This is a genomic window from Paraburkholderia sp. FW306-02-B (assembly GCF_058782725.1).
Genome location: NZ_JBYSXZ010000002.1, coordinates 2,143,040 through 2,164,180 on the forward strand (window position 1 = coordinate 2,143,040; position 21,141 = coordinate 2,164,180).

A 21,141-nucleotide genomic window follows, 5' to 3' on the forward strand; every position below is an offset into this window, starting at 1 on the left:
CTATTCTGGGGCGCGATCCAAATGGTATCGGCTTTTTTACCACCGATATCCCAGGCCGGCAAAAATCACATCCGAATCCCGGTCATAGCGGGTGACGACCCGATTCCATTCGATCCGTCCGTCCCAATGGTCCGTCAAACGATATGAACCCGCGATCGTGACGAGGCCGGAGAACTTCCCGGCGCCTGGCCCTGGCGTGAGACTGCCCTCGTATTCGTTGATCGCATAGTACGCGCCGACGCCGAGCGCCAGCGTGACCTTGTCGTTGAGAAACGCGCGGGTTGCCCACAGCTGGCTGGTGAAACCGTCGCGCCGCGCCACCTTGCTGCTGCCTTCGTGAAGATAGCCGACCGTGACGTCGAGGTACTTCGCGAGGCCGCGCCGGTACTCGATCGCGCCGCCTAGCGCGGTTGGCGAGCTGGTCGAGTTGATGATGGTTTCGCCGGCATACACCGCCACTTCGTTATTTGTGACTTTGTGCGCGCTGCCGCTGGCCCAATCGCGCGGACCGGGCGAGTTCGGGGCGTCCAGTTGATAGCCGACGCCGAACATCACGCTCGTCGCGTCCGGCCCGCGTTGCACATGCACACGGTTCAACTGGAGTTGCGTGATCCATTGATTCGACGCGTAGTATGCGGCGCGCACGCTATAGACCACGCCCCAGCCGTGGGTGTCCGAATAGCTTCCCCCTTGCACGGCCGTGGTCGTATCGAAGTAGCGGTATGGACCGATGCCCGCTTGCAGGACGAACTGCGGGTTTCCTACTGGAATATGACCCCATAGCTGGATCATCTGGCCATCGCGGTGATGATTTGGGATGTGGCCTTCGTTGAGCCACGTGAAGCTGGCGGCGAAGTACTGGCCCAGGCCTTCCTGATAGTTGATTGCCCAGGTGTAGGTGTTCGTGTTGCCGGCGCGCGAGCCGCCGCCGAACAGAGCGAACTCCTGAGCGTGGCCCGCGGTCGATGCGAGCAGGAGGCATAGACCGGCAATGCAGGGGGCGGCCTTGACTGTCGGCTTGTGCTTGTTGTTGCCTGGAACACGTTTCAGATTCAGCATGCGGGTGGCACCTCCGGCGCTGTCGTTGTAGGCGAGTGTTGTGCACTCGCCGCTCTGTACGTTAGTGGCATTCTGGCCTGGGATGGGGTTGGCGTCGATAGCTATTGCTAGCCTGGGGGCCGCGGTGCGGCAGATGGTTTTTTGTTTTGCTTTGGTCTTTTCTTGTTCTGTGTGCCTTGCGCAGCGCTGTTTGTCTTGCCCAGCGCTGTTTGTCTTGCGCAGCGCTTGTTGTCTGTACGCCTGCGGTAGTGGCTTTTTCTCTTCTTCTGTTTGCCTACGGCGTTGCCTTTCCTTGAATTGATATTGGTTTATTAGCGTTCCCCCTGTGCGGGGGGGCACCTACTTTTCTTTGCCTGCCGCAAAGAAAAGTAGGCAAAAGAAAGCGGCTCAAACCGCTAGTTTTTAAGCGGGCCCCCTGGCTTGGAGGAGGTAGTGGAGCATCTGGAATCGGTGTTCCCGCACACTCCGCGCTAGTGACAAGGCAGTCATCCTTCCCGCCTCGCACTACGTGCTCGCCGGAACGCTCTGCCAGGAACGCGGGGCTTCGTTTTGATTTGGGGGGAGCTGTCGGCTTCGCCTCGGCGAGGGGCTGAATTGTGGAAGTGCGAGCCACTTTGACTCGGCGAAGCACCGAAGTTTTGGAGGGCAAGCCACCGCGCCGAACCAGGCGCGGGCGCCCAAACCGCCAGGCGGCTTGATGAAGTACCGCGACGGCACCCAAAACAGGCAGGCGGCTTTGCGAAGTACCGCAGAGCGCCCAAACCGGCGCGCGGTTTGATGAACTACCGCCACGGCGCGCGCAGCGCCGCCGGAAGAATGACTGCCTTGTCACCAGCGCGAAGTGTGCGAGAACACCGATTCCAGATGCTCCACTGCCTCCTCCAAGCCAGGGGACCCGCTTAAGAACTAGCGGTTTGAGCCGCTTTCTTTTGCCTACTTTTCTTTGCGGCGGCAAAGAAAAGTAGGTGCCCCCCCGCACAGGGGGAACGCTAATAAACCAATAACAAAGCAAGGAAAGGCCACCGCCGCAGGCGTACAACCAGAAGCGCCGCGCAGGCAAAAAAAACCTCAAACAGCGGCAATAACTCTCCGAGAAGACAACACCGAGACACCAAAACTAACAACAACATTAGCCACAAGAGCAATCAACCCGATATAAACCGGATAGACAGCGTCGCCAAAATGCATGGCAAACACCGGCTTGAGCCCTTGCGAAACAGCCATCCCAGTCCCAATGACAATCCCAACAAGCCACCCCATGAACAACCCCGGCGTGTTCAACCGCCGCGTATAGAGAGAAAAAACAATCGCCGGAAAGATCTGCAAAATCCAAACCCCACCCAGCAACTGCAAATCAATCGCATACTGCGTCGGCAAAAACACAATAAACAACAGCGCGCCAAACTTGACGACCAGAGAAACAATCTTCGCAGTAGAAGCTTCCGCCGCGGGCGTGATATCCGGCGAGACGAGAGGACGCCACAAATTCCGCGTGAACAGATTGGCCGCCCCAATCGACATGATCGCGGCGGGCACCAACGCGCTAATCGCGATCGCCGCAGCTGCAAAGCCGACGAACCACGATGGGAACAGCGTGTTGAACAGCGCGGGCACCATGTCGGACGCCGACTTCACATGCACGCCGGCCGCAATCGCCATATACCCAAGCAACGCAATCAGCCCCAGTAACAACGTATAAGCCGGCAAGAAAATCGCATTCTTACGCACCGTACTCGCGGACGAAGAAGACAACACCGCCGTCATCGTATGCGGATACATGAACGCGGCCAGCGCCGAACCCAAGGCAAGCGACGCATACGCGGTAAATTGCGCCGGCTTCAGGATGATGCCCGTCGCGCCACCCTTGGCCTTGAAATACGTATCGGCCGCATCGAACACATGCGCATAACCGCCGAGCTTCGACGGAATCAGCCACACCGCCGCGATCACGACGATGTAGATCATGATGTCCTTCACGAACGCGATCATCGCCGGCGCCCGCAAGCCGCTGGCGTACGTGTACAACGCAAGAATCACGAAGGCGACGATCAACGGCATTTCGCCACTCACGCCCAAGCCCTTGATCACAACCTGCATGCCCACCAGTTGCAGCGCGATATACGGCATCGTCGCGACAATGCCGGTCAGCGCAACCGCAGCCGGAAACCACTTGCCGCCATATTCGCCCTGCACGTAGTCGGCTGCCGTGATGTGGTCCTTCTCCTTCGCGACTTTCCACAGCCTCGGCATCACCGCGAACACGAACGGGTAGACGATGATCGTGTACGGCAATGCGAAGAAACCATACGCACCCACCGAGTACACCAGTGCGGGCACCGCGATCACGGTATAGGCGGTATAGAAGTCGCCGCCCACGAGGAACCATGAAATCACCGTGCCGAACTGGCGGCCGCCAAGGCCCCATTCATGCAACTGCGTCAGGTCGCCCCGCTTCCAGCGCGCGGCAAAAAAACCGATCACGGTGACGAGAACAAAGAACGCGATAAAGACGGTCATCGCAACCGGATTCACAGGATTCAGATCGCTCATTTGACACCTCGATACACGACGTAAATCAGTAGCGAGGTCAACGGCACCCACAAGAACTGATACCAGTAGAAGAACGGAAAGCCGGCAAACGAGGGACGCGTATCGTTATAGAACGGCAGCCACAAAAGCGCGATGTACGGAATCAGCAAGATAAGCCATAGCCATGAACGGCCGGCCGGTTGGGAGGTCTCCACGAACTTCTCCTAAGTCTATTATCGAAACCGCGTGACATGACTTGTGGTCCGGCACGCGGACAACCGGTTACCTGCTATCAGGCGGAAAAACCGGAGTTTGCTTGTTGCACAGCGCGAGAATGGATTGGCGCGACGGCTTATCCAATTCGTCGATCGAACGTTCAGACGAATGCGGAAAGACACCGCGGGTTATGGCCGGCTCGCAGGCACGCCACCAGAGCAGCGAAGGTGAACGCTCCCCCTTGCGACGGTGCGCGGACTAAGCTTGAAACGAGGTTCATGTGTCTCCTGCTGATTTTATAAATATGCCGGGCCGGCCCGGATTCGCGACTGTGCGCAAGAAGGCGCGCCCGGCCGAAAGGCGCGGCACGCCGTGGGGATGTAGTATTCGCCTTCGTGAGCGTCCTCACAAGCGCGCAACTACGTAAGCCGGCTACGCAATACTACGTAGCCCGTCGGCCGTCTTTTCAACGATGAAACTCAAAGCGAAGATCTTCCTGCTGGCTATCGTGCCCTTTCTGGCCGCCATCGCCAGCATCGAAATCGGCGTGCGCCACGAAGCCACGGCGCTCGCCGAAACGCAGCACGCCACGACGCAGGCCGCATACATGGCCAGCAAGGAAATCGAGCTCAAGCACTACGTCGAGCTCGCGACCACCGCGATCGCGCCGCTCTACAACGCCGGACGCGACAATGCGCGCGACGATGCGACGCTGCGCACCCGCGCGCTCGACATCCTGGAGAAAATGGATTTCGGCCAGGACGGCTACTTCTTCGTCTACGACATGCATGGCCGTTCGCTGATGCATCCGCGTGAGCCCGATCTGGTCGGACGCGATCTGTGGGCGCTGCGCGATCCGCAAGGCACGCCGACGATTCAACAACTGCTCGCCGCCGCCTCGCGCGGCGGCGGCTATGTGCGTTACGTCTGGCATCGTCCGTCGACGGGCAAGCTCGCCTCGAAACTCGGCTATGTGGTGCCGCTCGAACGATGGGGCTGGATGATCGGCACCGGCATCTATCTGGACGACGTGGATACGACGCTCGCGCACATCGACCAGGGCGCGGCGGCGAACATCGATCGCACAATGAAGTGGATCGACGCGATCGCACTGGCCGGACTCGCCGTGATCGCCTTATGCGCGCTGGTGCTCAACGTCACCGAATACCGCAGCGCCGACGCAAAATTGAAACGGCTCGCGCAGCAGGTGGTCGAGTCGCAGGAACACGAACGCGCGCGGCTTTCGCGTGAACTGCACGACGGTATCAGTCAGATGATGGTGTCGGCCAAGCTGCTGCTCGAATCGGCGCTGGCGCGCTTCGAACGCAGCGAGACGCACGTGCCCGCAGCGGAAGCCGCGCTCTCGACCAGCCTCGCGCGGCTCGGCGACACGCTGCGCGAAGTACGCCGCATTTCCCACGCGCTGCGTCCGTCGATGCTCGACGACCTCGGCGTAGCGGCCGCGCTGGAACAACTCACGCGAGAACTGAGCGACGAGTCGGGTATCGCGATCGGCTTCACGCAGATCACGCACACGAACGCCGCGGCTTTGCCGGAAGCGGTCAACACCGCGCTGTTCCGCATTGCGCAGGAAGCGCTGACGAATATCGTGCGGCACGCACAAGCATCGAACGCGGCACTGTCGCTCGAAGTATCGAACGATGCCGTCACGCTGTCGATCTCCGACAACGGGCGCGGTTTCGACGTGGCACATGCGTTCGTCGGCCCACGCGCCGGTGTCGGACTACGCAATATGCGCGAGCGGCTGGACGCGCTGGGCGGCAAGCTGTCGCTCAATTCGCAAACCGGCCATACGATCGTGACCGCGCGCGTACCATTGGGAGCGCACGCGCCTCATTTGCCGGCCTTGCAGGGAAACTGACTATGAACGACACCTCATCCGCCATCGCACGTCTGGTCCTGATCGACGATCATCCGCTCGTGCGCGACGGCTTGCGGGCCCGGCTCGAAGCGGTGCGCAACATCGAGATCGTCGGCGAAGCGGGCAATGCGCAGGAAGCGCTCGCGCTCGCCGCCAGCCACGAACCTCATCTGGTGCTGATGGATGTCGGGATGAACGGCATGAACGGCATCGCGCTAGCCGGCATGTTTCATGAACGCTTCCCGGCGATTCGCGTGCTGATGCTGTCGATGCACGACAACCTCGAGTACGTGACCCAGGCGGTACGCGCGGGAGCCAGTGGCTACGTGCTGAAGGACTCTCCCGCGACCGAGATCATCCAGGCGATCGGCGCGGTGCTCGAAGGCAAGACGTTTTTCAGCGCGGGCCTGGGCGCGCGCCTGATTCAGGCGTCGGCGACGCAATCGCCGATTGAACGGCTCACCCCGCGCGAACGCGATATCCTCGATGCACTCGCGGAAGGTCTATCGAGCAAACAGATCGCTCAACGCAACGACCTGTCTGTGCGCACCGTGGAGACACACCGGCTGAATCTGAAGCGCAAGCTCGATATCGAAGGCCAGGCCGAGTTGATCAAGTTCGCCGTCGAGAATCGACGCAAGGGCCAATGAGGTCATGATCGAAGGCGGCTGCCCCGCCTTCAACCCGTGGAGCAAGCGCCCAAAAACCGGAGACGAAAGAATGAAACATCCGATCCGTCGCACTCTGGCAAGTCTGCTGATCTGCGCGCTCACTTGCCAGGCCCACGCCGAAGACCCACGCGTCAACCGTGGCCACGACCCTTTCTTCCAGATCTCCAAAGCGATCGGCGGATGCCCGGTGCCTTTAGGTCCGCTCGAAACCGAACAGGAGTGGTTGGCCGACAGTCATTACCGGATCGAGCGCGGCAACAGCTGCTGGGTGGAAGGCCGTTGCCGTTTATCGAACGCATACCTCTACGACGTCGAAATCGCCGAGGCAGTCCAGCGGCGTCTCGCCAACATCAACTTCGCGACCCATTGGCGCGAACAGTCGACGCTGTGGCTCACGCTGCAACGTCGCTTCATTTACGTGCAGGGTTGCGTTGCACCCGGATTCGACAAGCCAACGTTCCTGGCCGAACTCGCGAAAACCGCGGACGTCGAGCGCGTCATCGACGACACGACGACCAACCCGCATGCAGCGCAACTACCCTATAAAACACTGGCGGATCCAAACAAACCGGTGATCGATCCCGGCAACTAACGCTGGTAAATACTGCCGAAGAACCGGCACCTATCCAGCCGCGCAAACTTCTAATTGTCAGCGCCACGGTCACTGTTTTCCCGGATGATCTTCGCAATCAACGCATCGGCCTCACGCGAGACATTGTCGTGCACGCGAGTACTTTGCGCCGCCACCAACGTATCGTTGCCGATCAGATGACCGCTGCGCACGTGCGTATCGACAGACACCTGCATCGACAACCCAAGCCGCAGCGGATCCGCGGCGAGTTCGGCGGGGTCGAGCGAAATCACGATCGGCACGCGCTGCACGACCTTGATCCAGTTACCGGCCGCGTTCTGCGACGGCAGCATCGAAAAGGCGCTGCCGGTGCCCGCCGAGAATCCTTCTACGCGGCCGCGATACACCACCTGCGAGCCATACACATCCGAGACGATCCGCACCGGCTGCCCCACGCGCATGCTGCGAATCTGCCCTTCCTTGAAGTTGGCCTCGACCCACAGACGTTCGAGCGGAACGATCGACATCAGCGCGAGCCCCGGGCCGACCTGCTGACCGATCTGCACCGAACGTTGCCCGACCGTGCCGTCGACGGGAGAAACAATCGTCGTACGTTGCAGATTTCGATAAGCAAGCCGCAGTTGCGCGGCCGCCTGCAGCACCGGAGGACTGGCCTCGATCGGGAACTTGCCGCCGAGCGCGCGCGCGGCGTCGAGCTGGACCTGCGCCGAGGCGAGGTTCGCTTGCGCCACCGCAACCGCTTCACGGGCGCGCGGCCTGACTGCTGCACCGGGGCGGCGCCGAAGTAATCGAGAATCGCCGTGCGAACCTGCCGCAGCGCGGGCCGGCCTTCGAGATCCAGAAAGTGACCGGCTTGCTCGATCGTGGTGAACTCCGCGCGCTTCAGATGCGAACTGAGCGAGCGGACGTCCTCCGGCGTGGTGTATTCGTCGAGTTCGCCGTTGATGAATTTCAGCCCGCAGTCGATGTTGCGGAATTCGTGCAGATAATGCTCAGGGCGAATCGCGAGAATCTGGTCGACGTGGAACGCCACCTGGTCCTGCTCTTCGCGCGGCAGCGTGGACAGATAGCGATAGTTGTAGAGCTTCATGATGCGCGGCAAATGACGGCCCACGGTATCGTTGAGCAGTTGCGCGGCCTGCAGATTTTCGCCGGCGGCGATGTGGTCGCGCGCGGCAGTCACGTAGGCGGTCATCGCTTCGTTGAGCCGCGGCGAGAATGATGCAATCACTGCGCGCCTGACGCTGGTGCGCGCCCGTGACAACGCCAGCAGCGACGCCACCCCGCCCCACGACACCGACAACAGGAAACTCGGTTCGAATACGCCTATTAGATGCAGAAGAATGTCGACTTCATCGTCTTTTGTAAGAACGAAGTCGCAAACGTTATGAGCTTTCGATTGCCCTGCATAAGGTAAATCGAAACAAATTGGGTTATAGCGTTCGCCGAGGTATTTGATTGTCTGTCCGAACGACGCAGTGGTAGCAAGCGCGCCGTTGATCAGAATGACACTCTCGAAGGCCGGATCGAATACGTGACGTTCAACGTAGACTTTCAGGCCCGCCGGTAGCGGAACAAGGAGTTTTTCGATGGGCATGGCGTATTCGCATGCACTTGCGCGAAGCAAATGCGTACCGATACCGCGCCCGCCAATGCGGACGCCTTGCGGCCGTACTGCCGGGGATCAGGCCCATGCGATTTGCCTACGCGCCGGCAAATCCGATCCGCGACGACCGCTGCTGCACCGAGGCACGCGTCACTCGATGTGATACGTGCCGGCTCTTCACGCCACGCGCCTGAATTCAGACCCGCCGCGCTCGAGCGTTCGATGCCTCGTGATATTTCTTATATATGTATTCGAAAGCGTTGTTTTGAACTCTGTTGCACGCCATTCGTTGACCGCAGTCTGTCACCACTGCGTGAAGACTAGATGTCAATATACGGCCACGGAATATTTTTTAACACATTTCAAAAACAATTCCCAAAAAAATCCTTGAGCATTCATTCAGCATCGATTTGGAAATTCGTCATTCCGTGCAAGCCGCATTGAGTTGCACGGTCATTGCGTGCGGATTGCATAGTTCGCCCGAAATAATGCAAAAGCTTTCGGGCGATGTAATCACGCGAGAAAGGTCCGGTAACGATGAACGGCGCTACCGGACCAGCGAGAACGCTTCCCGGCTGGCAATTTCACCCGCGCCAAATACGCCGACCACCGCGTAGTCCGAGGCCACGCATTCGAACGTCGAGTCCTGAAACGTGATCACGAAATGGCGCCGCGTGGGCTCTGGAGAGGTGACGGCCGAAATCTCCGCGGCAAGCGACGAATTCGTCACTTCGTGAACCGAATACGCATTCAAACCGTGTGGTGCAAGCGGATGAATGTCGAGATCGTCGCCGCCGGGTGGCCCGAGTCGATGAAAAACCGCGTCCGGAAATAGAACCGCGCAGAACGGGTCGTCGTCGGAATCGAATGGGCCGAACCGTTCGAAGTCGGATTCCGCAATCGGATACGACACAATCACTCGCCGGTCGCTGGCGACAATGAACGGCTCGGCAGCATCGGCTGCCGGATGCGGAACAGCGTCCAGCAGGACGACCTGGTCCTCCTGCTGGTTTGAGTCGAGCGTGCTAGTCATCTACTTCGCTACTCCTGCACTCACGCGCTCGCTTGCACCGCCGACGTTGCCGGCGCTGCCGTCGTGGCCGTTACGCCGGCTTTGCCTTTACTGCCTGCCTTGCGGCCCGGTGCTTTTCTTGCCGCCGTGCGGTTCGTTGCAGTCTTCTTTGCAGCAGGTTTTGCGGTGCCTTTCTTTGCCGCTACTTTTTTGGCCGCCGCACTGGTTTTCTTCGGCGCCGTTTTAGAAGCCGCGGTCTTTTTCGCCGCCACTACTTTTTTGGCTGCCGCCTTCTTGCCGACCGTGCCACCGGTCACTGCTGCGGCGCTGTCGATCAGGAACCTGCTGCGGTCTCTGACTGCCGCGAGCCATGCCGGCGCAGGACCACGTCCACTCCAGGTGGCGCCGGTCTTCGGGTTGAGGTACTTCGGCGGCTGTGCGCCTTTAGGTTGCCCTTTGCGACCGGCGGCGTGCGTTACCGCAGCCTTGGCCACGGACTTCAGTTCGCTCGCGCCCGCGACCAGAAATTGAGTCCGGTCTTTCACGCCGGCAATCCAGCCCGGTGCTCGCCCGTGACCGGTCCACGTCGCGCCGGTTTTGTCGTCACGATACTTGGCCACCTTCTTGACGTTTGCACTGGCGCCGGCTTTTGCCTTGCCATTCGCAGCGCGGGCGTGCAACGCATTCGCCGCGCGTTTCGCCTTGGCCTTTGCTTCGATATCCGCAGTAGTCAGACCATGCTTGATCATCAGTTCGCGAATCTGGTCGACCGCGAGTTGTGCTTTCCTGGCGATAAGGACGTCAGCTTGCGCCTGGAGCTTCTTAAGCTTGGCCTGGATTTGCTCTAACGTGGGCATTTGATTGCTCCTTATGTGGTAATCGACCGAACTATGCCACGATTGGCGTGAGAAAGGCAGATCCATTCAACTCCAAAGAGAGCGGTTTGATGTAATGATGCTTCCAGTGGAGTACGAACCTTTCAGGGCCACTGCTCAAAAAGCCACACTCTTTTGCCTCTCCATGTACTGGCCAGCCACTTACGTCGGCGTAAAAACGACGACCTGGCGGTCGGCAATGTACCTCACGCTGCGCATGAACCGGTACTGCTGATCGTCCGCGGTTATCCGGTTCAACCCCAACTGCGTCAACGCCAGCATCTCGTCCGCCTGAAAGGCGGCCACTACGCCGTGATCCGTCAAATCTTCAAATGTACCGGACGGATCGCCGACATAAACGCTGCGCACGTTTGTGCCGATGCGCATCAGAACCACGCTTTCGCCTTCGTCGAGCGCCAGTTCGAGGTAGCCGGCAAGCGTTCGTAACGACTCCGGCGTGCAAGTCTGGGTTCGATAAATCACAGCGTTCGTCGGCATCATGTTTGTTTCCCCGTCGTACCTATCAAGAGAAGCCCGGCCACTGTGCATTGCGGCAATAGTCGCTTCTACTATAGGCAAGCATCCGGAGATTCAAAGCCTGTCCGGCTATTTTTTTGTCGCGCGAGTGGAATTGCGCGCCAGTCGGTGTTAAAAAGGCGAACCTGATAACCAGGCTTTGCCGTTGCCGGCCAGGCACGGCTTTAATCCTGGCCAAAATCCTGGTAACGACGCGTTACCAATCTCGCAGAGCTGTTTCACCTGTGTCCGCATTGCCCTCCTACACTCCGAACCGTACCCAGCAGCAAATCAGCGGCAAACCAGTAACCGGCGCAGTAACCGGCAAATGTGCAAGGAGAAGGGAAATGAACAAGAAGATCGTTGGCGCGGCACTTGGTCTGGCAGTTCTGGCGGCATCGTCGGTGGCGTCGGCGCACGTGAATGTGGACATCGGAGTCGGCATTCCGGTCGACGTTTATGCACCGCCCCCGCCCGTTTATGTTGCACCGCCGGTTGCTTACGGAGCGGCTCCGGTAACGGTCGCGTATGGCGGCGATGGCGACGGCGATTGGAGAGCCCGCGAGTGGCGCGAGCGTCGCGAATGGCGCGAACACGAATGGCGCCGCGAACAATGGCGCGAGCATGAATGGCATGAGCGCGGCCGCTGGGGCGGCTATTGAAATGACGCCCTAACGCGCCATCTTCGACAAACTCGACAGCACGGTACATTCAGATGAAAGCTAGCTTTATCAAGGCCGCCCTCACGACGGCCGCACTCACCTCCGCCGCCTCGGCCACCATCGGCACGGCGAATGCTGCCGGCTGCGTCAAGGGCGCGGTCGTCGGCGGGGTCGCGGGGCACTATGCGGGGCATCACGCGGTAGTGGGCGCGGTAGGCGGGTGCCTGGTGGGAAGACACATGGCTAGGAAACATGCGGAAGAACAGGCTGCCCAGCGTCAGGCAGCCCGGGCGCAATAACCAGCCAGGCCGGCGCTTATTGCCGGTTTATTGCCGGCTTATTCCCACCTCGGAGTCGGCTCATCTACGCGATCCGCAGTCCATGAGCCGGCAGGATTTCCTGTGTCGTCACGAAACGGTGCTCTTTGACGGCATCGTGAAAGCGCCGGTAGTCGCTTCTCTCGAAATCTTCAGTCCACTGCGGGCGGTCCACACCATCATCGTCGGATTGCAAACCCGTCGCCTTGAACTTCCAGGAGTCAAAACCTTTGGCCACATAGTCCGGAATGGACTCGCGCAAGCCGGGAATGGCGCCGGCTTTTACCGCATCGCAAATGGTTTGCAAGCGCTTGTTGTCGTCCATGTTCCGATTGGTAGCGAGAAGTTCGGTGAGCGCCTCTTTCACGTTATCCGGCATGCCGGGCTGAAATTCGAAATCTTCCCGTCCTGCAACATAAGCGCGAACCGCGCGGCAAGTCATCTCCGCCGCTTGCACGAACGCCGGCAGATTGTGCCTTTCGACACGCACGCCTCTGCCATCGATGTAATTCCATATCGCCCACGGCTGGTCGGGAAAGTGCAATGCGGCGCCGTGGCCGACTGGCAGCGCAGCTGTCAGTACATCGGACTCGATTCGGTCGATCAGATGGCGCGTGGCGCGGGTAAGGTGCGCAAGCCAGTTTTCCGGCGTGCAATCCTCGGCCTCCAGCAGACGGATCCGGTTCATCCGGCTTTCGATACCGGCGAACCCTTGATGCGCCCAGGTATCGACGTAGGTGTGAAGCGTCACACCCAACCGATGCAACGCCGTATCGGTCCCTTTCTGCCGGATCGCCCGTCGAACGATCTCGCGCGCGATCGCACTATCCGCCCGGCACACCGCCCTATCTTCCAGGGTTTCCCCTTCGCCGGCAGGCAGAAAATGGAATGGCGTCCACACCAGCCTATTCTGGTCGTTCTCGGTGTTGGAATAGTCGAAAAGCTTGTGCGCGGTGGCAAAACGTTCAAAGGTCTCGCCGCCTGAGAAGCGCAGTATTCCGTGGGTCGTCGCATCGTCGACATACTGGCACGCGTGCGCCACCGTGAGCGCTTCGCAGGCCGTCATCCCGCCGATGCGAGCGACGATATAGACGACCCCATAGTGAAAGTCGATGTTCATGACAGGCGCTCCTGACGTGCGGCGAATAGCGGCGGGTCTTCTCGAGTGCGCGAAGCGGTTCGTGCCACGTTCGCACATGAGTAGAAAGTAAACGACCGAGAACAGCCGGACTTGAAAAAAGACCTCGTCCACTCGCTCCTTGAAGACCTGCCGTGCCGCGGCGCGCGGGGGCATTTCGTCACCATCGACATAGTTCGCGCCGCCGGCTTCGCGCATCTGGAGACGCAGAAGCTAAATCAGGTTGTTGTTATTGCTGTTTGGCGAGTCCTGTATGCTTTGTTTAATCGACAAGCCACTCGCAATGCAAGCGGGCATCCTCTTGTCGCATTACTCTCCAATTCCGATCTTCACTGCCGCCGCGCTCCAGCGGAAAGGATCACTCAATGAAACTCGACCGCTGGAGAGAAGGCGCAAGTCCAGAACGGCGCAAGCTTATTCGCAGCAAAATACATGTGCTATTGACCACGATCGGCATGAGTGAGACACCCCGTCTCCTCAAGCTTCATCGCAGATAAACTGCTGTGGGCACATCCAATGTCCCTAAAAGAAAAAGCCCCGCTTCGGTGTCCGAAGAAGGGCTTGATCTTAACGAAGCTGACGCGGCATTACTTGACGATGCCGACCAGTTCGACTTCAAACGTCAGGTCGCTGTTCGGTGGAATCGGGCCGACACCGCGCTCACCGTAGGCGGTGGCCGCCGGGCAGGTCAGCTTGGCCTTGCCGCCGACCTTCATTTTTTGCACGCCTTGCGTCCAGCAAGGAATCACTCGTCCGAGTGGAAAGGTTGCCGGACCGCCGTGCTTCGCGGAACTGTCGAACTCCGTGCCGTTGGCGAGCGTGCCGCGGTAGTTGACCTTCACGACATCGTCAGCCGTCGGCTGGGCACCCGTGCCCTGCGTAATATGCTGAACGACTACGCCGGACGGGAGCGTTTCGGTAGTGGGTGCAGCGGCCATCGCCGTTGAAGAAAGAACAGCCGCGGCGACCAGAGCGACAATAGATTTCAAAGCGAGTCTCCAGGTGGGTAGTGCGCATCATTGTAGCGGATAGCATGCGGCAGATCGGCTTGCGACCAGCGCGTTAAATCTGGCAGCGGTGACCATGGCAGCTATGTCTAGTCCAGACGACGCACCACGTAGGCACCCGGCCTCTCGTCACCGCGCGCGTTGAAATCCGCGAGCACCGTCTCACGCTCGCGGACATCGGCTAGAACCGCTGGATCGAGTAGCGCCGAAATCACCTCTGCGCGATCACGGCTTGCCTGCGCCACCACGTCGCCATACGGGCTCCAGATTGCGCTCGCGCCGCACGTCTCCCAGCCGCCCGTCGTGCCGACGTGATTCGACATCAGCACATACATGGTGTTGTCGAAAGCACGCGCGGGAAACCAGATGCGCGACTGGTGGTAGCCGGTGTTCACGCTGAAGAGCGCGCTCACCAGATAAGCGTGGGCACCGTGGGTTGCCGCAAGGCGCGCGTGTTCCGGAAAACCCGAGTCGTAGCAGACGCCGAGCGCGAGCCGCCAGCCGTCGATCTCCAGCATGGCGCCTTGCGTTCCCGGCCGATAAATCCGCGTCTCGCCGCTATAGAGATATTGCTTGTGATACGGCTCGATGCGCTCGCCGGAACGGCTGAACACCAGCGAAGAAATATAAAGGCCGTCAACGGTACGCGTCGCCGCGCCGACCACTACCGCGATTTCGCGCTGGCGGCAGACTTCACAGATCGGATCGAGCCGCGCATCGTGTGCGTCGAACGCATATTTCGCTGGGTCGCCGGCAATCAGGTCGGGCTCGTAGCCGCTCAGGAATTTCTCCGGAAACACCACCAGTTTCGCGCCGCGATCAGCGGCGACGCCGGTTAGTTCGACCGTTCTGGCCAGGTTTGCCGATACGTCGCCGGATACCGGCTGCGCTTGCGCCGCCGCGATTCGCAATGACGTTTGCGGGAACGACGCCTGTTTGTGATTCAACGCGAACTCCGTTATGAATGGGCCGTTGCGGTACGCGAGCGAGCGTTTGTCGAACATCAGCGCGCGCGAAGCCACGACATTTTAAACACGGCCGGTGCTCCATGTGCCAATGCGAAGATACGAACGCGTTTTAGCGGTGGCGCGCGTAAGGGTGACAACGCTGCCGGGGAGAAAGTTTTTGGGTAGAGCAGGAGCGGGGAATCCAGGTGGAGCGGCGAGGGTTGCCTGAGCGCTTTGCCGGGTGGTGGTTGGAATGTGAGAGGTCTTGAGTAATCCCCTCGACGAGATTGCCTTTGATTCGAAGGCATATCTGTCAAGGGGATTTTTTGCGGCTTGCTTTTTGTGCTTTTGTGCTTTGTGTTGGATACATGCGCGTGACAAAGAACGGCCGTCCTGGTGTCCGCTCATGTCTCCAAGGCGAGGGCGTCTGCGCGAGAGGCCGTTTCGCCGACCGCCGCGCGCTGAACGAAATTCGCCGCGTCAGTGGCCGTGACCACCGCCGTTGCCTTGGCCTCCGTTGCCCTGGCCTCCGTTGCCCTGACCGCCGTTGCCCTCGCCTCCGCTGCCGTGACCGCCGTTACCCTGGCCGCCGCTGCCCTGGCCTCCGCTGCCCTGACCGCCGTTGCCGTGACCGCCGTCACCCTGGCCGCCGTTGCCCTGACCGCCGCTGCCCTGGCCCCCGCTGCCCTGGCCGCCGCTGCCCTGGCCCCCGCTGCCGTGACCGCCGTTACCCTCGCCTCCGCTGCCGTGACCGCCGCTGCCCTGGCCTCCGCTGCCCTGACCGCCGCTGCCGTGACCGCCGCTGCCGTGACCGCCGCTGCCCTGACCGCCGCTGCCCTGGCCGCCGCTGCCGTGACCGCCGCTGCCGTGACCTCCGCTGCCCTCGCCTCCGCTGCCTTGGCCTCCGCTGCCCTGACCGCCGCTGCCCTGGCCGCCGCTGCCCTGACCTCCGCTGCCCTGACCTCCGTTGCCGTGACCGCCGCTGCCCTGACCGCCGCTGCCCTGACCGCCGCTGCCCTGGCCGCCGCTGCCCTGACCTCCGCTGCCCTGACCTCCGCTGCCCTGACCGCCGTTGCCGTGACCGCCGCTGCCCTGGCCTCCGCCGCTCTGGCCTCCGTTACCCTGACCGCCGTTACCTCCCGTGCCGCCGTTGCCTCCGGTACCCGTTCCACCAGCGCCCGTCCCGCCCGTACCTGTTCCGCCTGCGCCACCAGCGCCCGTCCCGCCCGTACCTGTTCCGCCTGCGCCACCAGCGCCCTTCCCGCCCGTACCTGTTCCGCCTGCGCCACCAGCGCCCTTCCCGCCCGTACCAGCGCTACCGCCGCCAGTAGCAGTACCACCACCAGCCGACCCCGTCCCCCCATTGCCACTGCGGCCACTACCGGAACTCCCCGCCCCAAACTCTCCCGGCCCCGACGCAGTCCCATTCCCCGCAACGCTATCGCCCGCGCCGTCCGACGAAGTCCCGTTCCCCTTTCCGTTCCCGTTGCCGTTCTGTGAACCGGCCGCCGATGTCGAGCCAATGGCCGCAGTCATCCCAGTCCCGTCGGCCGCCACCAAACCGTCGTATTCGCGCTTGCAACCAATCGTGTCGACTATCGGACAATCGGCCGGCAAAGCTTGCGTCAGCGTTAGCCTCGCCGAGTCGGTCGACGGCGCGACAGGTGTCGCCGGATTGGTTTGAGCACCAGCCATCGCAGCATACAGACTCACGGCAACTGCCAGGACCGCCTTGCGTGTCCCCAATGCCCTTGTTTCCCCGTTGCACTTTTTCATTTCTGTCTCCTAACCATATCCCAAAGTCAGATTCATATAGCCAGCGAATCTCTGTCCACCGTCGAAAATGAAACGTCAGAACCTGTTCACCAGTGCTTCGCGCCACTCGAAAATCGCGTAGCGCCCGGCATCTTTCTCGCGGAAATCCCGGTCCGATTTGATATGCCCCGAGAGAAACCGTTGGCTGTGCGCGAACAAAGTCGTGGAAAGATCACAGCAGGACTTGATGGAAGTTCACGTTATGCGGGGCTCAACTCACCGACCGTGCGTTACCCCACGCAAAGCGATATCGCCAACCTTTTTTCAATTAAATTCGTAGTCGATTCGTCAAATATCGTCATTTCTCGATCTTGAAAACCGCTACATTTTTTCTTTGATCATGTAGTCCGAATGATTCTTTTTATTTAACATTCAGCCCGCCTCGGCATAGGAATCAAGCGGTCGTTCTTTGGGGCCGAGCCGTGGCGCAGAAGCCGCATGAAGGCGCGACCGGGGTCTGTTTTCGAAGTGGGAAATAGGCGGCGAAACGACGATGAAGCGTTCGAATGCTTCACATAAGCGTTTATCCGAACATAGGGGAGAGATTAGAAGGACGGGAGTGAGGGCAATCACACAGACAGTGCAAACCGAGCGGGTTTACACTGCCATCCAATTGCCCTTGGCCTGTCAGTATTACGCTGAATACGGCGCTCGAATCAACGCGCCGCAATTACGCCGCCACCGACATACAAAATATGTCCATTGACGAAATTCGATGCATCGCTGAATAGAAAGACCGCGGCGAGTGGGAACCAATCGGCACGCGGTAATCGATCAGAACCGGACCGTCGGAGCCGGGTGCGCCGAGAAAAGCAGCAGCGCCGCCAGCGACAGCAAACCGAACATCACCGCGGGACTGTTGAAGTGCGCCAGCGGCAGCAACAATGCGATCGACGCGCCACCGGCACCGCCTCCCATAAGAGCAAAATGTGGGCGAAGGTTAGGCTTGCGTCGAAATGACGTGACAGCAGATTGCCTGGCACTTCGAACAAGGCGTGCGAAGGCGTGTTGCGACAACTGGGGTTCTACGCGGCGAGGGCCGATTAAGCGCCAGCGGGACAGCGCGCCGCTCAGCTCAGCTCAAACAGTCCCGCCCCGCTCAAGCCACCTCGACCACGATCTTGCCGCGGGCGCTGCCGTCGGTCAGCGCATCATAAGCAAGCTGCGCCGAACCCAGATCGAAGCGGCGCGCGTCGAGGCGAGGCGCGAGCTTGCCTTCCTCCGCCAGCCGCGTCGCCACCCGCAGCATCTCGCCGTGATGCGCGCGGCCTTCGCCGGACAGCAGCGCATGAAGCGTGAATACGCCCGAATACGTGGCTTCCCGAAACGACAGCGGCGCCAGCGCATGCGTGCCCCAACCGAGCGCGCTCACCACATGGCCGAAGTGCCTGACCGCGGCGAACGAAGCATCCAGCGTCACCCCGCCCACCGTATCGACGACCAGGTCAAAGCCCACACCTCGCGTCGCCGACGCCACATACTGCTCGACCGACTGCGCCCGGTAATCGATCGGCGTAGCGCCCAGCGCCTCGATCACGCTGCGGTCGCGTTCGCTGACCGTCGCGAAGACAGTCGCGCCGAGCGCGCTCGCCAATTGTGCCGACACATAGCCGACACCGCCCGCGCCGCCGTGCACGAGCACGGTTTGCCCGGGCTGCAAGCGCGCGCGATCGACGATGCCCGAGTACACCGTGATGAAAGCGAGCGGCAGCGCAGCGGCCTCGCGCATCGACAGATTCGACGGCTTCAACGCCAGCAGGTCTGCATCGACGGCTGCATATTGCGCGAGCGAACCCTGCATGCCGCCGACGCCACCGGTCATTCCGTATACCTGATCGCCTGCTTTGAACGCGCTGACGCCGGTGCCTACCGCCTCGACGACGCCCGCCATGTCGATCCCCAGCACCAGCGGCAGCGGATGTCTGGCGTGCCCGGCAGCGCCGGCGCGAATCTTGGTGTCGAGCGGATTCAGGCCGCTCGCGGCGATGCGCACCAGCACTTCGCCGCGCGCCGGCTCGGGCCGCGGCAGTTCGGTGAGTTCAAGCGGACCGCTGTATTGCTTCAGAACGAGGGCTTGCATGGACATGATGGCTTCCTGGGATGTTGGCTGCGGTGTCGACTGCGAACGAGTCGATACGTGCATAATCGTCCATGCGAAAAGGTACGTAAATCGACACTTCTGCACAGCACGCAAACGAAAATGAATGGCTCGAAACTGGACTGGGGCGATGTCCGTATCTTTCTGGCAATCGCTCGCGGCGGCACGCTCGGCGCGGCTGCCAGGCTCGCCGGACAGACCCAGCCGACCATGGGACGGCGCCTGCGCGCGCTGGAGTCGGCCGTCGGTCACACGCTGTTTCAACGCACCCGCGACGGCTTCGTGCTGACCGACGAGGGCCGCGCGGTCATGCTTTACGCCGAGCGCATGGAAGAAGAAGCGCTGGGTTTCAGCCGCGCGCTGAGCGGCAAGGAACAGCAACTCACCGGAGCGCTACGGGTTTCGTCGTCGGACTGGTTCGGCGTTCATGTGCTGACACCGGTGTTCGCGCGGTTTCTTGAAAGACATCGCGAGGTGTCGATCGAACTCGTCACCGATTCGCGCCGCTACAATCTGGCGCGTCGCGAGGCCGATCTGGTATTTCGGATCACGCCTTTCGACGAGGCGGATGTCATCCAGCGCAAGCTGATGCACATCGACTACGCGCTGTACGGCCGCGCCGATCTGGCGGCGGCATACACGGGTGAAGGCGACGGCGCCGGTCAGACGCTCATCGGCATGGACAGCGCGTTCGGCTCACTGCCCGACGTCGTCTGGGTCAAGCGAATGCTGCCGCAAGCGCGCGTCGCCTTCGGCAGCAACAATCGCGGCGCGCAGGCACGCATGTGCGCGGAAGGCGCGGGCCTCGCGGTGCTGCCGTGCCCGCTCGGCGACAGCACGCCCGGACTTGCGCGCATCGAACTGGACGAAGCGCCGCCGGGCCGCGACGTCTGGTTCGGCTATCACCGCGACCTGCGAGGGCTGGGACGGCTGCGGGCGCTGCTCGATATGACGATCGAGGCCGTGGGCAACGCGTAGTACAGCGCGGTTTCGTTGAAGCCTGTCTTGATGCAATTGCACGCAGTGGCATCCTGGGGCTGCAGGATTCATCAGGGGAGAAACTGGCGCATCACGAATGCGGCCGGATTTTTCAAACGGGGAATACCGTGTTTTACTTTCTTGCGATTCCTGTAGTTGTCATCTTGCTGGTCAAAGCCCACTTTGGACTATTGATCGGACTGCTCTGCGGCGTGGGGACACTGGTCGCCGAATACGTGCTCGTCTCCTGGCTCGGTGGAAAAGCGATGCGCCAGCAAGCCGCTGTTGCGGCAACCGACCCGGCTGCGAGCACGGAGCCGTCGGCGGATACCCCGGCGCTGGCGGCATCGCTCGCGACACCGGCCGCGCCGGCTACCGTCGACACTAGCGTGCGGGCATGGCGGCCGACCGACCGCTACCTGCCGGTCGACGAATTACCTTATCCGATTGGCCGCCGTTCCTTCGATGACCGCGACAACGAGCAATTGCTGCCCGGCCATATCGGCGAGGCGGCCTGCGTCGAACGCGTCTGGTTTGCGCTGAGCGACGCCACGCGCGAACCCAACGTCACGGCTCGTTTGCACAAGCAGCTGTATGAGGGTTTCAAGCATGCGATCGGCTCGTATCTGGACATCGAGGTCGGCGAGGACGGCACAGCGGCCGCGATGGTCAGCCTCGATGAACTGCTGACGGCTCCCGCCTTCGCGCACTTCAAGAACGGTTCGCGCGCGCTGCTGAGCGCGGCGTTCCGCTCGCGTGACGCGGTGTGGGGCGGACTGCGTCACGACAGCGAGAGCTTTCGCTTCCCCCTCGGCCATCTGGTCGGCATCCGTTGCATGGTGTGGGTGCCCGCGCGAGGCGGTGGCGGCTACACGGTCGATCTCGTCTTCGACGTGCCGCGCAAGCCATCGGCGCTCAAAGTGTCTTCTACGTACAACTCGTTTTCCACCGGCTTCAACCTCGCCTTGCCTTACTCCGAGCTGAACTCGTTCCCACTGCTGTACGCCCTCACCGATATCGCGCTGCTGTTCGACATACGCGTGCGATGCGACTCGGCGATGGATGTGTAAGACGCAAACGCAGACGCAAACGCAGACGCAAACACGCTGCAAGCAGGCCGCAAAGATCGCGCCTTCCGGCACCGGGGTGTCGTCGCGCAGCCACCACGACGTCGCTCACCCAACACTTCCCCACCCGGTCTTTTCCCGAAGCGTTCCCACC

21 protein-coding genes and 3 pseudogenes are annotated in these 21,141 nt (G+C 61.1%); 8 read left to right on the plus strand and 16 right to left on the minus strand.

Features of this window, described 5'->3' with window-relative positions:
• Positions 1-36 precede the first annotated feature (36 nt).
• The 3 genes from AC3WOG_RS30895 to AC3WOG_RS30905 all read right to left on the minus strand — a co-directional run bounded on the left by AC3WOG_RS30895 (position 37) and on the right by AC3WOG_RS30905 (position 3,803).
• Positions 37-1,059 (minus strand): hypothetical protein, encoded by a 1,023-nt coding sequence (locus AC3WOG_RS30895; RefSeq protein ID WP_492581589.1) that lies wholly within the window; start codon positions 1,057-1,059, stop codon positions 37-39.
• Between the two features lie 1,068 nt (positions 1,060-2,127).
• Positions 2,128-3,609 carry a monocarboxylate uptake permease MctP gene (gene mctP / locus AC3WOG_RS30900; RefSeq protein ID WP_492581590.1) on the minus strand — a complete coding sequence of 494 codons (1,482 nt, stop codon included), beginning with the start codon at positions 3,607-3,609 and terminating at the stop codon, positions 2,128-2,130.
• Entirely contained in the window at positions 3,606-3,803 is a 198-nt protein-coding gene (locus AC3WOG_RS30905) for a DUF3311 domain-containing protein (RefSeq protein ID WP_007177944.1), read from the minus strand. The genes mctP and AC3WOG_RS30905 overlap by 4 nt, the downstream gene beginning before the upstream one ends.
• Positions 3,804-4,276: 473 nt before the next feature.
• Here AC3WOG_RS30905 and AC3WOG_RS30910 point away from each other — a divergent pair, with 473 nt between their 5' ends.
• The 3 genes from AC3WOG_RS30910 to AC3WOG_RS30920 all read left to right on the plus strand — a co-directional run bounded on the left by AC3WOG_RS30910 (position 4,277) and on the right by AC3WOG_RS30920 (position 6,949).
• Complete coding sequence (locus AC3WOG_RS30910; protein ID WP_492581591.1) at positions 4,277-5,686, plus strand: cache domain-containing protein; 1,410 nt, start codon at positions 4,277-4,279, stop codon at positions 5,684-5,686.
• Positions 5,687-5,688: 2 nt separating this feature from the next.
• Positions 5,689-6,336: a response regulator gene (locus AC3WOG_RS30915; RefSeq protein ID WP_492581592.1), complete on the plus strand. Its 648-nt coding sequence runs from the start codon at positions 5,689-5,691 to the stop codon at positions 6,334-6,336.
• A gap of 70 nt (positions 6,337-6,406) precedes the next feature.
• Complete coding sequence (locus AC3WOG_RS30920; protein WP_492581593.1) at positions 6,407-6,949, plus strand: hypothetical protein; 543 nt, start codon at positions 6,407-6,409, stop codon at positions 6,947-6,949.
• 50 nt (positions 6,950-6,999) lie between these two features.
• Here the strand turns inward: AC3WOG_RS30920 and AC3WOG_RS30925 are convergent, their stop codons facing one another.
• The 6 genes and pseudogenes from AC3WOG_RS30925 to AC3WOG_RS30950 form a co-directional block, all read right to left on the minus strand.
• Entirely contained in the window at positions 7,000-7,494 is a 495-nt protein-coding gene (locus AC3WOG_RS30925) for an HlyD family secretion protein (RefSeq protein WP_492582566.1), read from the minus strand.
• Between the two features lie 102 nt (positions 7,495-7,596).
• Positions 7,597-7,680, minus strand: a pseudogene (locus AC3WOG_RS30930) (hypothetical protein); the annotation flags it as partial.
• Between the two features lie 47 nt (positions 7,681-7,727).
• Positions 7,728-8,546: pseudogene (locus AC3WOG_RS30935) on the minus strand (alpha/beta fold hydrolase); the annotation flags it as partial.
• A 556-nt stretch (positions 8,547-9,102) separates the two neighbouring features.
• Positions 9,103-9,588, minus strand: a complete 486-nt coding sequence (locus tag AC3WOG_RS30940; RefSeq protein WP_492581594.1) for a hypothetical protein — start codon at positions 9,586-9,588, stop codon at positions 9,103-9,105.
• Between the two features lie 20 nt (positions 9,589-9,608).
• Positions 9,609-10,424 carry an H-NS family nucleoid-associated regulatory protein gene (locus AC3WOG_RS30945; RefSeq protein ID WP_492581595.1) on the minus strand — a complete coding sequence of 272 codons (816 nt, stop codon included), beginning with the start codon at positions 10,422-10,424 and terminating at the stop codon, positions 9,609-9,611.
• Positions 10,425-10,604: 180 nt separating this feature from the next.
• Positions 10,605-10,943 (minus strand): hypothetical protein, encoded by a 339-nt coding sequence (locus AC3WOG_RS30950; protein ID WP_492581596.1) that lies wholly within the window; start codon positions 10,941-10,943, stop codon positions 10,605-10,607.
• Positions 10,944-11,305: 362 nt separating this feature from the next.
• Between AC3WOG_RS30950 and AC3WOG_RS30955 the strand changes: the two genes are divergently transcribed.
• Complete coding sequence (locus tag AC3WOG_RS30955; protein ID WP_492581597.1) at positions 11,306-11,620, plus strand: hypothetical protein; 315 nt, start codon at positions 11,306-11,308, stop codon at positions 11,618-11,620.
• A gap of 53 nt (positions 11,621-11,673) precedes the next feature.
• Positions 11,674-11,919: a hypothetical protein gene (locus tag AC3WOG_RS30960; protein ID WP_492581598.1), complete on the plus strand. Its 246-nt coding sequence runs from the start codon at positions 11,674-11,676 to the stop codon at positions 11,917-11,919.
• 64 nt (positions 11,920-11,983) lie between these two features.
• Here the strand turns inward: AC3WOG_RS30960 and AC3WOG_RS30965 are convergent, their stop codons facing one another.
• Positions 11,984-13,057, minus strand: a complete 1,074-nt coding sequence (locus AC3WOG_RS30965; protein ID WP_492581599.1) for a DUF6765 family protein — start codon at positions 13,055-13,057, stop codon at positions 11,984-11,986.
• A 111-nt stretch (positions 13,058-13,168) separates the two neighbouring features.
• Here AC3WOG_RS30965 and AC3WOG_RS30970 point away from each other — a divergent pair, with 111 nt between their 5' ends.
• On the plus strand, positions 13,169-13,444 hold the full coding sequence (locus AC3WOG_RS30970; RefSeq protein ID WP_492581600.1) for a hypothetical protein: 276 nt from the start codon (positions 13,169-13,171) through the stop codon (positions 13,442-13,444).
• A gap of 218 nt (positions 13,445-13,662) precedes the next feature.
• On the opposite strand, the gene AC3WOG_RS30975 is transcribed toward AC3WOG_RS30970, so the two are convergent.
• The 6 genes and pseudogenes from AC3WOG_RS30975 to AC3WOG_RS31000 all read right to left on the minus strand — a co-directional run bounded on the left by AC3WOG_RS30975 (position 13,663) and on the right by AC3WOG_RS31000 (position 18,930).
• Positions 13,663-14,013 (minus strand): FKBP-type peptidyl-prolyl cis-trans isomerase, encoded by a 351-nt coding sequence (locus tag AC3WOG_RS30975; RefSeq protein ID WP_492582505.1) that lies wholly within the window; start codon positions 14,011-14,013, stop codon positions 13,663-13,665.
• Positions 14,014-14,171: 158 nt separating this feature from the next.
• The gene (locus AC3WOG_RS30980; RefSeq protein ID WP_492581601.1) at positions 14,172-15,086 is read right to left on the minus strand and encodes a carbon-nitrogen hydrolase family protein; all 915 of its coding nucleotides are present in this window, start codon (positions 15,084-15,086) and stop codon (positions 14,172-14,174) included.
• 423 nt (positions 15,087-15,509) lie between these two features.
• Positions 15,510-16,805: a hypothetical protein gene (locus AC3WOG_RS30985; RefSeq protein WP_492581602.1), complete on the minus strand. Its 1,296-nt coding sequence runs from the start codon at positions 16,803-16,805 to the stop codon at positions 15,510-15,512.
• A gap of 695 nt (positions 16,806-17,500) precedes the next feature.
• Positions 17,501-17,587: pseudogene (locus tag AC3WOG_RS30990) on the minus strand (gluconate 5-dehydrogenase); the annotation flags it as partial.
• Positions 17,588-17,618: 31 nt separating this feature from the next.
• Positions 17,619-17,762 carry a hypothetical protein gene (locus AC3WOG_RS30995; RefSeq protein WP_492581603.1) on the minus strand — a complete coding sequence of 48 codons (144 nt, stop codon included), beginning with the start codon at positions 17,760-17,762 and terminating at the stop codon, positions 17,619-17,621.
• A gap of 181 nt (positions 17,763-17,943) precedes the next feature.
• Positions 17,944-18,930 (minus strand): zinc-dependent alcohol dehydrogenase family protein, encoded by a 987-nt coding sequence (locus tag AC3WOG_RS31000; protein ID WP_492581604.1) that lies wholly within the window; start codon positions 18,928-18,930, stop codon positions 17,944-17,946.
• A gap of 114 nt (positions 18,931-19,044) precedes the next feature.
• On the opposite strand from AC3WOG_RS31000, the gene AC3WOG_RS31005 reads away from it, so the two are divergent.
• Positions 19,045-19,920, plus strand: coding sequence for a LysR family transcriptional regulator (locus tag AC3WOG_RS31005; RefSeq protein ID WP_492581605.1), 876 nt, complete (start codon positions 19,045-19,047; stop codon positions 19,918-19,920).
• Positions 19,921-20,048: 128 nt separating this feature from the next.
• On the plus strand, positions 20,049-20,990 hold the full coding sequence (locus AC3WOG_RS31010) for a hypothetical protein (protein WP_492581606.1): 942 nt from the start codon (positions 20,049-20,051) through the stop codon (positions 20,988-20,990).
• Positions 20,991-21,141 lie beyond the last annotated feature (151 nt).

Coding starts and splice junctions, on each gene's coding strand:
- AC3WOG_RS30975 (WP_492582505.1), bottom strand. CDS start 14,013: ATGGCCGCTGCACCCACTACCGAAACGCTCCCGTCCGGCGTAGTCGTT.
- AC3WOG_RS31005 (WP_492581605.1), top strand. CDS start 19,045: ATGAATGGCTCGAAACTGGACTGGGGCGATGTCCGTATCTTTCTGGCA.
- AC3WOG_RS30960 (WP_492581598.1), top strand. CDS start 11,674: ATGAAAGCTAGCTTTATCAAGGCCGCCCTCACGACGGCCGCACTCACC.
- AC3WOG_RS31000 (WP_492581604.1), bottom strand. CDS start 18,930: ATGTCCATGCAAGCCCTCGTTCTGAAGCAATACAGCGGTCCGCTTGAA.
- AC3WOG_RS30915 (WP_492581592.1), top strand. CDS start 5,689: ATGAACGACACCTCATCCGCCATCGCACGTCTGGTCCTGATCGACGAT.
- AC3WOG_RS30945 (WP_492581595.1), bottom strand. CDS start 10,424: ATGCCCACGTTAGAGCAAATCCAGGCCAAGCTTAAGAAGCTCCAGGCG.
- AC3WOG_RS30965 (WP_492581599.1), bottom strand. CDS start 13,057: ATGAACATCGACTTTCACTATGGGGTCGTCTATATCGTCGCTCGCATC.
- AC3WOG_RS30995 (WP_492581603.1), bottom strand. CDS start 17,762: ATGGGAGGCGGTGCCGGTGGCGCGTCGATCGCATTGTTGCTGCCGCTG.
- AC3WOG_RS30950 (WP_492581596.1), bottom strand. CDS start 10,943: ATGATGCCGACGAACGCTGTGATTTATCGAACCCAGACTTGCACGCCG.
- AC3WOG_RS30895 (WP_492581589.1), bottom strand. CDS start 1,059: ATGCTGAATCTGAAACGTGTTCCAGGCAACAACAAGCACAAGCCGACA.
- AC3WOG_RS30920 (WP_492581593.1), top strand. CDS start 6,407: ATGAAACATCCGATCCGTCGCACTCTGGCAAGTCTGCTGATCTGCGCG.
- AC3WOG_RS30955 (WP_492581597.1), top strand. CDS start 11,306: ATGAACAAGAAGATCGTTGGCGCGGCACTTGGTCTGGCAGTTCTGGCG.
- AC3WOG_RS30940 (WP_492581594.1), bottom strand. CDS start 9,588: ATGACTAGCACGCTCGACTCAAACCAGCAGGAGGACCAGGTCGTCCTG.
- AC3WOG_RS30910 (WP_492581591.1), top strand. CDS start 4,277: ATGAAACTCAAAGCGAAGATCTTCCTGCTGGCTATCGTGCCCTTTCTG.
- mctP (WP_492581590.1), bottom strand. CDS start 3,609: ATGAGCGATCTGAATCCTGTGAATCCGGTTGCGATGACCGTCTTTATC.
- AC3WOG_RS30980 (WP_492581601.1), bottom strand. CDS start 15,086: ATGTTCGACAAACGCTCGCTCGCGTACCGCAACGGCCCATTCATAACG.
- AC3WOG_RS30985 (WP_492581602.1), bottom strand. CDS start 16,805: ATGAAAAAGTGCAACGGGGAAACAAGGGCATTGGGGACACGCAAGGCG.